Below are 13765 nucleotides of genomic sequence, written 5' to 3'. Positions count from 1 at the left end.
TCGGCGGCGTTTCCTTGCTAACTTATACAGCGTATCAATCGTATTGCCTACTGTATGGGTAACCGTATCGGCGGAGAAAGGCCGGATTCGACGGTGAGTCACGAGGCCGACAAGGCCGGTGCCGAGGGTTCGGTGAGTGTGCGCCGAGACGGCGCGGTCTTGCGGCTCACGCTCGACCGGCCATCCCGGCGTAATTCGTTGACCCAATTGATGATCGGGACTTTGGTCGAGGCGTTGACCGATGCCGCCGCCGACGACTCGCTGCGGGCGATTCACCTTCGGGGCGCCGGAGACGACTTCTGTGCGGGTGTCGATTGGGTGGCCACCAACGATCGGCAACGCCCGCGTACGGGCGATCTGGTGCGGCGCGTTCCCCACGAAGCCCACCGGGTGATCGAGCTCGTCGGAAGCATTCAACTGCCGGTGGTGTGCAGCGTGCAGGGACGGGCGGTGGGGTTTGGCTGCAACGTGGCGCTGGCCGCCGACTTCACCGTGGCCGCGACCGACGCGGTGTTCTGGGAGCCGTTCGTCGACCGTGGCTTCAGCCCTGATTCCGGCTCGACCTGGCTGCTCCCCCGGCTGGTCGGCCTGGCCCGGGCCAGGCGAATGCTGCTGCTCGGCGAGAAAGTCAGCGCGACGGATGCCGCCGACTGGGGATTGATTCATCAGGCGGTAAGGCCAGGCGAACTCGACGGCACCGCCGAGGAATTGGTGGGGCGGCTGGCAGGCGGGCCGACGGTCGCACTCGGGCTGGCCAAGCAAGCGCTGGGCTTCGGCCAGGATGCGACGCTGAGCCAGTCCCTGACCCAGGAGCTGTTCAATCTGGAACTATCGTGTCGGACAAGCGATTTCAAAGAAGGCCTGGACGCCTTTCGGCAACGCCGCGCCCCGAAGTTCAACGGCCGATGAGGAGCAGGTATGCCTACTGACTCGTTCGACACCATCAACTACGACGTCGACGGGCACACGGCCACCATCACGCTGAACCGGCCGGAGGCCCTCAACGCGCTAAGCCCGCACATGATCACCGAGCTGCGGGCCGCCTACGACGAGGCCGAGAACGACGAGAGGGTGTGGCTGCTCGTCGTGACCGGCACCGGACGCGCCTTCTGCACCGGGGCCGACGTGAAAGCCATTCCGGGCGACGGCAAGGTGATCAACGAACGGCCGTATTTGTCGACCTACGAACAGTGGGAGGCACCGCAGGAGGGCACACCGCCGTTTCGCACGATGGCCAAGCCGGTGCTCGCGGCGATCAACGGATTGTGTTGTGGCGCCGGGCTGGATTGGGTCACCACTGGAGACATTGTCATCGCGTCGGACAAAGCGACGTTCTTCGATCCCCATGTCAGCATCGGGCTCGTGGCCGGGCGTGAGGTGGTCCGGGTGGCGCGGGTGTTGCCGCGCTCGATTGCCCTGCGCATGGCTCTCATGGGCAAGCACGAGCGGATGAACGCACAGCGGGCATACGAGCTTGGGCTGATCAGCGAGGTCGTCGAACACGACCGTCTGCTGGAACGCGCCCACGAGATCGCGGACATCGTCAACTCCAATGCGCCACTGGCGGTCCGGGGCACCCGGCTCGCCATTATCAAAGGCCTGGACCTGCCGCTGCACGAAGCCGAAATGCTGGCCGAGTCATTCCGCGAACGCAACCTGCACACCGAGGATTCTCTCGAGGGGCCTAAGGCCTTCGTGGAAAAGCGGAAGCCGGATTGGCAGTGTCGATGAATTTCGAAACCATCCTGCTCGACGTCGACCCCTCCGACCACGTCGCGACCATCACACTGAATCGGCCCGACCAACTCAACGCGTTCAACCGAACCATGTGCGAGGAGATGGCCGAAGCCTGGCGCGTGGTCAAACTCGATGACTCGGTGCACGCGGTCGTGCTGCGGGCGGCCGGCGACCGGGCGTTCAGTGCCGGCCTGGACATCAAGACGCCCTACGGCCAACCCGAAAACGTCTGGAACCACGAAGATCCCGGCGAGGCGCTGAGCCCCAAGTGGCAGAAGATGTTCAAACCCGTGGTATGCGCCGTCCAGGGCATGTGCACCGCGGGCGCGTTCTACTTCCTCAACGAATCCGACGTGGTCATCTGCTCAACGGATGCAACGTTTTTCGATTCACACGTGTCGGCCGGCCTGGTCTGCGCGTTGGAGCCGATCGGCCTGATGCGGCGCATCGGTCTGGGTCAGACGCTGCGGATCGCGCTCATGGGCAACGACGAACGGGTCGGTGCCGACACCGCGCTGCGAATCGGCTTGGTATCGGAGGTGGTCTCTCCCGACCAGCTGTGGGACCGTGCCCGTGACATCGCCGCGGCGATCGCCGCCAAGCCGCCGTCGGCGACCCAGGGCACCGTGAAGGCGATCTGGGAGTCGCTGGACAAGCCGTATCGAGCCGCATTGGAGCAGGGGCTGATCTACACCCGGCTGGGAAACCCGCTCGGCACCGCCGAGTTAGCCACCCAGCAGAGCGAGGGCCCCCGCCAGCCGAAGATCCGCTGATGCCTCCTCACCCACTCAGCCAGCGCATCGCGGAAGTACTTGACCTGCAGCCGGACTCGCACGCCATCGAGTATGAAGGCCAGTGGTTGTCGTGGCGTCAAGTTGGCGATGCGGCATCGCATGTCGCGTCCCTCACCGCCAACCACAAGGCCGGGATCGGGATGCTGCTGCGCAACCGGCCGGCCCACGTCGCGGCATTCCTCGGTGTGCTGCTGGGCGGCGGAACTGTGGTCACCATCAACCCATCTCGGGGCGATGAGCGCACCCGAGCCGATATCGCCGCGCTACAACTGCCATTGGTCCTCGGCGAACCCGACGACCTGGCGACGCTGGTCAGCCCGGAGACCCGGACCGTCGCGATCTCGGGCGCGTTGGACGATGCCGGCGGGTCGCCGCGACCGACGCCGCACACCGCCGACCCACCCGGCGTGGCGGTACGGATGCTGACCAGCGGAACCACCGGCACTCCCAAGCGAGTCGACCTCAGCTACGACATGCTGGCGCGCAGCGTGATGGGTCCCGCTCCGGAGAACGCTTCGGCGCCCACCCAGCTCAGGCGCGGAGTCGCGATCGTCAATTCGCCGCTGGTGCACATCGGCGGTGTGTTCCGCGTTCTGCAATGCATCGCCGAAGCGAGATCGTTTGTGCTGCTAGAAAGATTCGAACTCAACGCCTGGGCCGAAGCGGTGCGCAAGCACCGGCCCCGCGCGGTTTCGCTGGTACCGGCGGCATTGCGGACGGTGTTGCACTCCGATCTGCCGCGGGCCGACCTGGACAGCATTCGGGCGGTCACCTGCGGCACGGCTCCGCTCTCAGCCGACGACGCCGACGCCTTCACCGACAAATACGGCATCCCCGTGTTGACCTCCTATGCCGCAACCGAATTCGGCGGAGGAGTGGCCGGCTGGACGCTCACCGACTACCAGAAGTTCTGGCGCGCAAAACGTGGCAGCGTGGGCCGGGCCAACCCGGGTGCGCAGCTGCGGGTGGTCGGCGATGACGGCAAGACGCTCGAGCCGGACCGGGTGGGCCTGCTCGAGGTGAAACCCGGGCAACTCGGGCCGTCGGCAACGTGGATGCGGACCACGGATATGGCGCGAATCGACGCCGACGGCTTCGTGTGGATCGTCGGGCGGGCCGATCAAGCGATCATCCGCGGCGGGTTCAAGGTCATGCCCGACGACGTGCGCGTCGCGCTCGAGGGCCACCCCGCGGTGGCGGGCGCCGCGGTGGTCGGGCGACCCGATGAACGGCTCGGGGAGACTCCCGTCGCCATGGTGGAACTGCGCGAAGCCGAATACACCGACGCCGACGCGCTGGTGGAGTATCTGCGAACGCGACTGGCCCGCTACGAGATTCCGACCGAAATTGCGATCGTCGACACGATCCCGCGAACACCGTCGGGTAAAGCCGATCTGGGTGCGGTCCAACGTTTCTTCGACGAATCCGCCGCGCAGCGAGACCATGCCCAGTGAGTTGACGGTCGCCGGTATCCTGCGGACCCAGGCGCAGCCGCGCGGTGACCACCCGCTTCTGGTCTGCGACTCCGACCGCATCACCTACGCCGAGGCCGATCGGCGGTCGGCCGAGCTCGCCCGCGGGCTGATCGCCCTCGGCGCAGGCAAGGGAACCCATGTCGGCCTGCTCTACCCAAACGGCCCCGAGTTCATCGTCGGGATGCTCGCGGCCGCGCGAATCGGCGCCGTCGTGATCCCGTTTTCGACTTTCGTCACCGCTCGCGAGCTGCGCGAGCAACTGGTCCACAGCGACGTCGAAATTCTCTTGAGCGCCGAATCGTTCCGCTCTCACCACTACGCGGAACGAATCGCCGGGGCGCTGGCCGACCCCCGCTTCGATTCGGGCGAACGCCTGTTCGTCACCGCCGCACCACAACTGCGCCACGTTGCGCTCACGCACGAGCGCGTGTGCGGGCTGGCCGCGTCCGTCGAGCCCGCGCTGCTGGCCGCGATGGAACACGATGTCGACGGCTGCGATCCGCTGGCCGTCGTCTACACGTCGGGATCGGCTAGCGCTCCCAAAGGAGTGGTGCACACCCACGCCGCCCTGCTCGAACATCAGCAAAACCTCAACGAGATCCGCGGCTTGACCGCGGCCGACAAGCTGTTATGCAATTCGCCGTTCTTCTGGATCGGCGGGTTCGCGTTCGGCCTGCTGGCCACGTTGGTTGCCGGGTCGACGCTGGTGTGCTCCAACGCCGGCTCTGACGCCAGCGGAGCCGGCGAGACGCTCGACCTGCTGGAGGCCGAAAAGCCAACCATGACCAACGGTTTTGCCGCGGCGGTCGCTCACCTGACCAACCATCCGAGCTTCGCCGAACGCGATCTGTCCTCGATGCGCCGGGGCAACCTGTACCCGATCATGCCGCCCGATATTCGCCCGGCCGACCCGGAGCTGCGTCACAACATGCTGGGCATGACCGAGGCCGGCAGCGTCGTATTGATCAGCGGCGACGAATCCGATCAACCCGAATCGCGGCGCGGGTCGTTCGGCAAGCCGGCGCCCGGATTCGAGACCATGGTCGTCGACCCGGATTCCGCGGGAGTCGGGGAGCTGTGCATCCGCGGGCCGTACGTGATGCAGCGGTATTACAAGCGCAGCCGCGAGGAATGCTTCGACGCCGACGGCTGGTTCCACACCGGCGATTTGGTGCGCGTCGATGCGGACGGCTTCTTTTATTTCGCCGGCCGGCTCAGCGCAATGATCAAAACGGCGGGCGCCAACGTCTCGGCGGCCGAGGTGGAGAAGGCCATCGCCAAGGTCACCGGCGCCGAGGCGCACGTCGTTGGCATACCGGACGCCGAGCGGGGGGAGTTGGTTGCGGCTGTCGTTGTCCAACCCAATATCGACGAAGGCGCGTTGCGAGAGCGGCTCAAGGCCGAATTGTCGGCGTACAAAATTCCGAGGCGATTCGCCGCCCTGACCCGTGCCGAAATACCGCTGCTGTCCAGCGGCAAGGTCGACACGCAGCGGCTCAGGAAACTGTTCGATGCCTGACACCATCGACCGGCTGGTCAGGTTGCGTGCCACACAGCACGGCGCCAAGCCGATGGTGATCGACCCGGCGACCAGGATCAGCTACCTCGAACTCGACACAACCACGCGCGATTTGGCCGCGACCTTCGTCGACGCCGGCGTCGGAAAGGGCACGCGAGTCGGGCTCATCATGCCCAACTCCGTGCGCTGGGTGCAGGTGGCCGTCGCCCTGACCCGCATTGGCGCCGTGCTGGTTCCGCTGAGCACGCTGCTGCAAGCCGGCGAACTGGTCGCCCAGCTACGGGCCGCCTCGGTGCAGTTCCTGGTGAGCGTCGAGGAATTCCGCGGCCATCGCTACCTGGACGACGTCTGCTCCATGCCGCGGGTCGAACTTCCCGCCCTACGCGAAGTTTGGCCTGCCGACCGGTTTGACGACGCCGGGGCCGGTGAGGGTGCTCGCCGGATCGTCGACGCGATGACCGAAACGGTCACCCCTTCCGATCCGCTGGTCATCATGTTCACCTCTGGCAGCAGCGGAGCGCCCAAGGGCGTCATCCACTCGCATGGCAACGCATTGGGCGCGGTCGAGTCGGGCCTGGCGGCGCGCTGCATCACCACCGACACGCGCCTGTATCTCCCGATGCCGTTCTTCTGGGTTGGCGGCTTCGGCAGCGGGATCCTGTCGGCGCTGCTGGCCGGCGCCACCCTGGTGACCGAGGAAATCCCGCGTCCCGAAACCACCCTGCGGCTCCTCGAAACCGAGCGCGTCACATTGTTTCGCGGCTGGCCCGATCAGGCCGACGCGCTGGCCCGGCACGCCGAAACGAATGGCGCCGATCTGTCGGCGTTGCGGCCCGGCAGCCTGGAAGCACTGCTGTCGCCCGAGCAGCGCGCCGCTCCCGGGGCACGAGCCACGCTGTTCGGCATGACGGAGGCGTTCGGACCCTACTGCGGCTATCCCGCCGACACCGACATGCCGCCGACGGCGTGGGGCAGCTGCGGAAAGCCCTTTGCCGGCATGGAGGTTCGCATCGTCGACAGTGACAACGGTGAGCCGGTTCCCGCGGGAACCGTTGGCATGATCCAGATTCGGGGACCGCACACACTGCGCGGCATTTGCCGACGCAGCCGCGAAGAACTGTTCACCGCCGACGGCTTCTACCCCACCGGCGACCTCGGCCACCTCGATCGAGACGGGTTCCTGTTCTACCACGGCAGATCCGACGACATGTTCAAGGTCAGCGGCGCGACCGTGTATCCGAGCGAGGTGGAACGCGCGCTGCGCACGATCGACGGCGTCCAGAACGCGTACGTCACCAACGTCTCCGGTCCGTCGGGTGAGCGGGTCGGCGCGGCGGTGGTGTGCGCGGGGGCATTGACCGCCGAACAGCTGAGCGTGTCGGCCCGAAAGTTGTTGAGCTCCTTCAAAGTGCCGACGCTGTGGCTGATTCTGCAATCCGACGACGACGTTCCGCGCGGCGGCACCGGCAAGGTCGACATCCCTCGTCTGCGGGGGGCATTGCTCGGCGCGGCGCGCGATTAACGACGACTGCCGGACACCGCCGACCGCGGCAGCCGGCCCGCACGAGAATGCCCCGTCATGACTTCACCGTCGACCACCACGTCGAAGGCTAGATTCAGCCGGATGGGCTTGGTCACCGATTGACGCCATGTCAGCCGGGTGCCGTCCTCGACGATCTCGCTCGTAATGTCGTGCAACGGAACCGTTTCGGACTTATAGGTCGCGGTCCCACCGAGCCCGTCAGGAGACTCCCTGAACACATACTCCACGGCGAGTGTGCCGATCGGCGTTTTGATCGTGACGTCCCATTCGCCTTCGATACCCAACTCATGCCTCCACTGGTTCTCGCCCGCTTGGGCGCCACACGGTGCCCCGGCGCTCGTACTCGAAGAGTTCCTCGACGGCGTGCGCAATTCGTGGGCCGTACCACCGGTCCAGCAGGTAGAGGCCCAAATCCAGCCCCGATGTCACCCCACCCGCGGTGACCAGATCCCCGTCGTCGACGACCCGAGCCGCCACCGGGTGCACGGCGCAAGCCTCGAGCAGGTCCAACCCCAAATGATGCGTCGTAGCGTGGCGTCCCTCGATCAGGCCCGCCATCGCCATCACCACCGATCCCCCGCACACCGCCGCCATCGTCACCTCCGGGTTGGCGAAAGCCTTCCGCAACAACGGCGTTAGCTCGGTCTGGCTTGCCCGGGCCAAAACCACCGGAATGGTCTCGACGCCGTCATCCGGGTCCCCGGCCACGTGCCCGCTGGCGCCGGGCACGATGACACACCCGCGGCTGTCCGGATCAAGCGTGGCGGTGGCAGCCAACGCGAGTCCACGGGTTCCCCCGGTCACGCTGCGCGCCCCTTGCGCCGACACCAGCGTCACGGTCAGCTCGCCCCCGACGCTGTCGCTGCCCGCGGCCAGCACTTCTAACGGCCCGACGACGTCGAGCGGGTCGAACCCGTCGTACAGCACGATTTGCACATGCACTCCGCCATCGTCACGGGTCCGGCGGCAGTGAACCAGTGGCTGGAATGACACAATGCACCGGTATATTGCCAAGCCATGCACCGCGTGGCAGTCCTGGCGGAGCCGGACGTCATCGCGTTCGACCTCGCCATCGCGATCGAGGTATTCGGCCGTGTCCGGCTCGAGGACGGCGCTCCCGGCTACCGGGTCCGAGTGTGCGGTTGCGAGCCCCTCTTAGCGGCCGGACTGATCCGCATCTCCACCGACTTCGGCTTGGAAGAACTCCGCAACGCCGACACCATCGTCGTGCCTGGCCGCAACGATGTCACGGCGCCGGTTCGCGACGACGTCGCCATCGCGCTCAAGTCGGCCCACAGCCGCGGAGCTCGAATCGCCTCCATTTGCAGCGGGGCCTTTACCATGGCGGCCGCGGGCATCTTGGACGGCAGGCGCGCGACCACTCACTGGCTGGCGGCCGAATTGTTCTCTGCCGCTTATCCCAACGTCCGGCTCGACGCCGATGCCCTCTACGTCGACGAGGGGCAGATTCTCACTTCGGCCGGAGCATCAGCAGGCCTAGACCTCTGCCTGCATATGGTTGCAAGCGACTACGGTTCTGCGGCGGCCGCCGACGCCGCTCGCTTGGCCGTCACCCCGCTCCATCGCACCGGCGGGCAAGCGCAATTCATCATCCGCAACCGCCGCATGTCCAACACCGAACTCGACGGCCTGCTGGCATGGATCGAGAACAACGCGCACCTGCCGCTGACCCTCCGCGGTATCGCGCGGCAGGCGTCCACCAGCGAGAGGACCATCAATCGGCGTTTCAAGCAAGAGACGGGGCAGACACCCATGCAGTGGGTCAACGGTATTCGGATCAAGCATGCGCAGGAGCTGCTGGAGAGAACGTCCGACAGCATCGAAAACGTCTCACGCCGAGTCGGTTTCGCATCGGCGACGAATTTCCGTGAACAGTTTCGCCGACTGGTCGGGGTGGCACCGCAGAGTTATCGCAATACATTCCGAGACAAGGCCGGCCGGTGACGAGTCAGGGGACGCGCGTCCAGGGTTGACAGTTCTGCGACTCGAAGGCCTTAACCGAGGTGTTGATATTGGCGAACATCGGACCGATAGAGGTGTTCGTCTGCAGTACATGGTCCTTGTTCGCATCGGGCGTGCTGTACGTGAACCACGAGCACATCGAGTCCTGCGTCGGCACATTGTTGATCCAGACGCCAAAGGCTGACCCCGACCCGCCCGTGTGGTACAGGCCAGGTGCAATGTCGGGTCCTACGACAAAGACACCGTTGCCTGGGATCGGATCGAGCGGGTCGGCGATCGCCGGGGGCGCGAACGCGACCATGCATGCGGCGAACACGGACGACGTGCGAAGCAGTGGGGGCATTTCTCATCTCCATACCGTTGCCCACCCCAATGGCAGGGTAAGCCCCGCCGTGCTCGCACAACAACAGCTAGTCCCGTGAACCGTTTACCTCCACGACAACCCCATGGGCGGTGAGGTGGTCGATCAGCGGAACGGCGCCGGCGGCAAGGTGTTCTGACATCGCGGCCCGCGCGAGTTTGTCGTCGCGCTTTTTCAGCGCCGACAGGATCCGGCGATGGTCCTTCATCGACTGTTCCGGCCACCCTTTGATGTTGGGGAACACCGATTCCGGGGCGTAGCGGGTGATCTGCAACATCAACTGGGCGAGCTTGGGTGAATCCGCGGCAACGTTGATGGCCCGATGGAATTCGTGGTTGAGACGAACGGTTCGCTCATGGTCGTCGCCGGCATAGGCGTCTTCGAGCTGCGCTTGGATCTCCTTGAGTTCACGCAACTGGTCGTCGGTGATGTTGAGAGCGGCGCGTGCGGCCAGCTCGCCGCCGACGTGAGCCTGCACGTTGGCGACGTCGGCGACATCGCGCCCGGTCACGGGCAACACCACGAATCCCCGGCGCGGCTGCTGGGCGATGAGGCCCTCGGCGCGCAGAGCGAACAGCGCCTCACGCACCGGGGTGACACTGATCCCCAGTTCCGCGGCAAGCTGGTCTAGCCGAACGTAGGATCCCGCGGCGTAGGTGCCGTCGAATATCCGGGTACGGACGAATCGCGCGACGTCCTCGGAAAGCTGAGGCCGCGCGGCGAAATCCGGAATGCTCATCGCCTCACACCTGATACTCGGCGAGCAATCGCTTGCTGATGATGGACTTCTGGATCTCGCTGGTTCCTTCGCCGATGAGCAGGAACGGCGCATCGCGCATCAGCCGCTCGATCTCGTATTCCTTGGAATAGCCGTAGCCGCCGTGAATCCGGAAGCTCTGCTGCGTGACCTCCGAACAGTATTCGCTGGCAAGGTATTTGGCCATGCCGGCGGCGACGTCGTTGCGTTCTCCCGAGTCCTTCAGCCGCGCCGCGTTGACCATCATCAGGTGTGCGGCTTCGACTTTGGTCGCCATCTCGGCCAGCTGGAACGCGATGGCCTGGTGCTCGGCGATCGGCTTGCCGAAGGTGTGGCGTTGCTGCGCGTAACGCACGGCGAGTTCGAAGGCGCGGATTCCGATGCCGCAGGCTCGTGCCGACACGTTGACCCGGCCGACCTCGATGCCGTCCATCATCTGGAAAAATCCCTGCCCCGGTGTGCCACCGAGAATGTCGTCGGCGCTCGCCCGGTAGCCGTCGAAGATGAGCTCGGTGGTTTCGATGCCCTTGTAGCCGAGTTTGTCGATCTTGCCGGGAATCGTCAGGCCCGGCACGACTTCACCAAAACCGACGGGTTTCTCGACAAGAAACGCGGTCAGGTTACGGTGTGGCTTGTCCGAACCTTCGTCGGTGCGCACCAGCACCGCCACGAGTGTCGACGTCGCGCCGTTGGTCAGCCACATCTTCTGGCCGTCGATGCTGTAGGTGCCGTCGGAATTCCGCTTGGCCCGGGTGCGGATCGCGGCCACGTCGGAGCCCAGCTCGGGCTCCGACATCGAGAACGCGCCGCGGGATTCGCCGATCGCCATGCGCGGCAGGAACCGTTGCTTCTGCTCGTCGGTGCCGTGCTGACGCAGCATGTACGCCACGATGAAGTGGGTGTTGAGCACCCCGGACACGCTCATCCAACCGCGTGCCAGCTCCTCGACGCAGAGCGCGTATGTGAGCAGCGACTCCCCCAGGCCGCCGTACTCCTGCGGAATCATCAGTCCGAACAGACCCATCTCGCGCATCTGGTCGACGATTTCCTGTGGGTAGGTGTCGGCGCGCTCGAGTTCCGGCGCGTTGGGAATGACTTCCTTGTCGACGAATTGCCGTACGGTAGCGATGATTTCGGTCTGAAATTCCGTCAGGCCGAGCGTTTGCGCGAGTCTGGTCATGGGCTGTCGTTCCCTATCGTGTTGGTGCTTGTCAAGCGCTCGATTTCGGCCGGGGTCAGTCCCAGGCGCTGCGCGAGCAGGTCGGGGGTGTCTTGCCCCAGGGTGGGCGCGGGCGCGCTGGCGGGATGGGTGCCGTCGAACGACACCGGCAAGCCGGGGGCGAAATAGTCCCCGACACCGGGTTGATGCAGCCGCGAAAAAAGCGGATTTGCGGTCACTTTGGGGTGTTCCGCGGCCTCCGCGAACGTGCGGTATCGCTCGAACAGGACGGTGGTGTTCGACAATGCCGCGGTGATCTCCTCGGCCGTGTGCTCGGCGAACCAGGTGGCGAACAGGCCGGAGAGCGCGTCACGGTACCGATAGCGGTCCCCTTCGGCGGCGAAGTCCACACCGAGCGCCCCGGCGAGCGCCGACACCGCGGCGCCGGTGCCCGTCGCATCGACCAGATCGCGAAAGTGCCTGCCGGTCAACGTGACAACCATGAATGCCACATCGTCACGGCTGGTGAAGTCCTGGCCGTATTGGCCGTAGATGGCATTGCCCAATCGCTGGCGCTGGGTCCCGTTGACCTGCGGCTCGGTCAGCAGCCCCAGATTTCCCGCGGTGGCCAGCGCGACGTCCTCGAGCGCCAGGCTGACGCGCGCACCCGTCCCGGACTGCTCGCGGCGCCGGACGGCGGTGACGACGGCCAGTGCGGCGTACAGGCCGCAGCACACATCCCAGGCGGGCAGCACATGATTGATCGGACCGGCATGATTGGCGGGTCCGGTCACCAGCGGGAATCCGAGACCGGCGTTCACGGTGTAGTCCACTCCGGTGGAGCCGTCGCCACGCCCGACGAGCTGCACGTGGATCACGTCGGAACGCTTGGCGGACAGCTGATCATGGCTCAGCCAGGACAAGCCCGCGGCATTGGTGACGACGATGCCGTCGCCCTCGACGATCAGCCGCTGGACCAGCTCTTGGCCTTCGGCCGAGCGCAGATCGATGGTGGCCGAACGTTTTCCCTTGTTCAATCCGGTCCAGTAGATCGACGTGCCATCCGCCGCCAGCGGCCATCGCTGGACGTCGGAGGCGCCGCCGATCGGATCGATGCGGATCACCTGCGCGCCAAGCTGGCCCAGCGTCATGCCGCACAGCGGTGCGGCGACGAAGCTGGACACCTCGACCACGGTCAGGCCGCTCAGCGGCAACTCGCTCACGTCGAAGCGACCCGTTCGAAGACCGCGGCAAGCCCCTGGCCGCCGCCGATGCACATGGTCTCTAACCCGTAGCGCGCCTCCCGGCGATGCAGTTCGCGCGCCAGCGATGCCAGCATCCTGCCGCCGGTGGCGCCGACCGGGTGACCCAGTGAGATGCCCGACCCGTGCACATTGGTTCGGTCGTGGTCGGCCGAGCCGAAATTCCATTCGCGCATCACCGCAAGCGCTTGTGCGGCAAAGGCTTCGTTGAGTTCGATGACGTCGATGTCGGACAGTTGCAGGCCCGCCTTGCCGAGCGCAACGTCGGTCGCGGGCACCGGGCCGATGCCCATGACGTTCGGCGCCACGCCCGCCAGTCCCCACGACACCATGCGGACCAACGGCCTCAGCCCATATTCTGCGGCCTTCTCGCGCGTGGTCACCACGCACATCGATGCCGCATCGTTCTGTCCGCTGGAATTGCCGGCGGTGACCGTCGCATCCGGATCTTCGGCCAACAGAACGGGTTTGAGCTTGCTCAGCGACTCGACCGATGTGTCGGCGCGTGGATGCTCATCGGTGTCGATGAGTTCCTCACCGTGCCGACTGCGGACCGCGACAGGAATGATCTCCTCCGCGAAGACGCCGTCCTTCTGCGCCGCCACCGCACGCTGGTGTGAGCGCACCGCGAGCTCGTCTTGCTCCCGGCGCGAAATGCCGTACTGGCGACGCAGGTTCTCGGCGGTTTCCAGCATTCCGCCCGGAACGGGGTGGTACCGGCCACCGGCCGTGGTGCGTCCCCGAGCCAGGCCGTCGTGCACCCGGACACCCCCGCGCGCCCCACCCCACCGCATGTCGGTGGAATAGAACGCGACATTGCTCATGCTTTCGCATCCGCCGGCGATGACGAGATCGTGGTCACCGTTGGCCACCTGCAGACACGCTTGGATCACCGCCTGCAGGCCGGACCCGCAGCGGCGGTCGACCTGCATGCCGGGAACCGTCACGGGCAGACCGGAATCCAATGCCACCACTCGCCCGATCGCGGGCGCCTCGCTGCTCGGATAACAATGTCCGAGGATGACGTCGTGTACGGCCTCCGGTGCAAGACCGGTTCGCTCGAGTAGCCCTTTGAGCGCGGCGACACCGAGATCGACCGCGGTCTGCGACTTGAACATTCCGCCGTAACGGCCGATCGGCGTCCGTACCGGCTCACAAATAACCGCTTCACGCAT

At 65.9% G+C, this 13765-nt stretch carries 14 protein-coding genes; 7 read left to right on the top strand and 7 right to left on the bottom strand.

The genetic code is table 11. The annotated features are described in order from the left end of the window. Positions 1–93: 93 nt before the first annotated feature. The 6 genes from A5736_RS18445 to A5736_RS18420 are packed head-to-tail and all read left to right on the top strand — an operon-like array spanning position 94 to position 7047. Positions 94–909: an enoyl-CoA hydratase/isomerase family protein gene (locus A5736_RS18445; protein ID WP_076247833.1), complete on the top strand. Its 816-nt coding sequence runs from the start codon at positions 94–96 to the stop codon at positions 907–909. 9 nt (positions 910–918) lie between these two features. Further along, positions 919–1731, top strand: a complete 813-nt coding sequence (locus tag A5736_RS18440; protein ID WP_076247832.1) for an enoyl-CoA hydratase/isomerase family protein — start codon at positions 919–921, stop codon at positions 1729–1731. Beyond that, positions 1728–2510, top strand: coding sequence for an enoyl-CoA hydratase/isomerase family protein (locus A5736_RS18435; protein WP_076127102.1), 783 nt, complete (start codon positions 1728–1730; stop codon positions 2508–2510). The genes A5736_RS18440 and A5736_RS18435 overlap by 4 nt, the downstream gene beginning before the upstream one ends. Continuing rightward, a complete protein-coding gene (locus A5736_RS18430) occupies positions 2510–3985 on the top strand; it encodes a class I adenylate-forming enzyme family protein (protein WP_076247830.1) in 1476 nt (491 codons plus the stop codon). The genes A5736_RS18435 and A5736_RS18430 overlap by 1 nt, the downstream gene beginning before the upstream one ends. Further along, positions 3975–5525 carry a class I adenylate-forming enzyme family protein gene (locus A5736_RS18425; protein WP_076247828.1) on the top strand — a complete coding sequence of 517 codons (1551 nt, stop codon included), beginning with the start codon at positions 3975–3977 and terminating at the stop codon, positions 5523–5525. The genes A5736_RS18430 and A5736_RS18425 overlap by 11 nt, the downstream gene beginning before the upstream one ends. Next, positions 5518–7047 (top strand): class I adenylate-forming enzyme family protein, encoded by a 1530-nt coding sequence (locus tag A5736_RS18420; RefSeq protein ID WP_076247826.1) that lies wholly within the window; start codon positions 5518–5520, stop codon positions 7045–7047. The genes A5736_RS18425 and A5736_RS18420 overlap by 8 nt, the downstream gene beginning before the upstream one ends. On the opposite strand, the gene A5736_RS18415 is transcribed toward A5736_RS18420, so the two are convergent. Next, positions 7044–7352, bottom strand: coding sequence for a hypothetical protein (locus A5736_RS18415; RefSeq protein ID WP_076127094.1), 309 nt, complete (start codon positions 7350–7352; stop codon positions 7044–7046). The genes A5736_RS18420 and A5736_RS18415 overlap by 4 nt on opposite strands. A 1-nt stretch (position 7353) precedes the next feature. Continuing rightward, complete coding sequence (locus A5736_RS18410; RefSeq protein WP_076247824.1) at positions 7354–8010, bottom strand: DJ-1/PfpI family protein; 657 nt, start codon at positions 8008–8010, stop codon at positions 7354–7356. Between the two features lie 75 nt (positions 8011–8085). On the opposite strand from A5736_RS18410, the gene A5736_RS18405 reads away from it, so the two are divergent. Further along, entirely contained in the window at positions 8086–9033 is a 948-nt protein-coding gene (locus A5736_RS18405) for a GlxA family transcriptional regulator (RefSeq protein WP_076247822.1), read from the top strand. A gap of 4 nt (positions 9034–9037) precedes the next feature. Here A5736_RS18405 and A5736_RS18400 read toward each other — a convergent pair whose 3' ends face one another. The 5 genes from A5736_RS18400 to A5736_RS18380 form a co-directional block, all read right to left on the bottom strand. After that, on the bottom strand, positions 9038–9394 hold the full coding sequence (locus A5736_RS18400; RefSeq protein WP_076247820.1) for a hypothetical protein: 357 nt from the start codon (positions 9392–9394) through the stop codon (positions 9038–9040). 67 nt (positions 9395–9461) lie between these two features. After that, a complete protein-coding gene (locus A5736_RS18395; RefSeq protein ID WP_076127085.1) occupies positions 9462–10151 on the bottom strand; it encodes a GntR family transcriptional regulator in 690 nt (229 codons plus the stop codon). Positions 10152–10155: 4 nt separating this feature from the next. Beyond that, positions 10156–11349, bottom strand: a complete 1194-nt coding sequence (locus tag A5736_RS18390) for an acyl-CoA dehydrogenase family protein (protein ID WP_076247818.1) — start codon at positions 11347–11349, stop codon at positions 10156–10158. After that, a complete protein-coding gene (locus A5736_RS18385; RefSeq protein ID WP_254848405.1) occupies positions 11346–12479 on the bottom strand; it encodes a CoA transferase in 1134 nt (377 codons plus the stop codon). The genes A5736_RS18390 and A5736_RS18385 overlap by 4 nt, the downstream gene beginning before the upstream one ends. A gap of 68 nt (positions 12480–12547) precedes the next feature. Further along, entirely contained in the window at positions 12548–13765 is a 1218-nt protein-coding gene (locus tag A5736_RS18380; protein WP_076247814.1) for an acetyl-CoA C-acetyltransferase, read from the bottom strand.

Origin of the sequence: Mycobacterium sp. SP-6446 (genome assembly GCF_001954045.1) — a bacterium.
Taxonomy (GTDB): Bacteria; Actinomycetota; Actinomycetes; order Mycobacteriales; family Mycobacteriaceae; genus Mycobacterium.
Note: the sequence above shows the minus strand (reverse complement) of the source record. Positions and strands in the feature narration are given on the sequence as shown.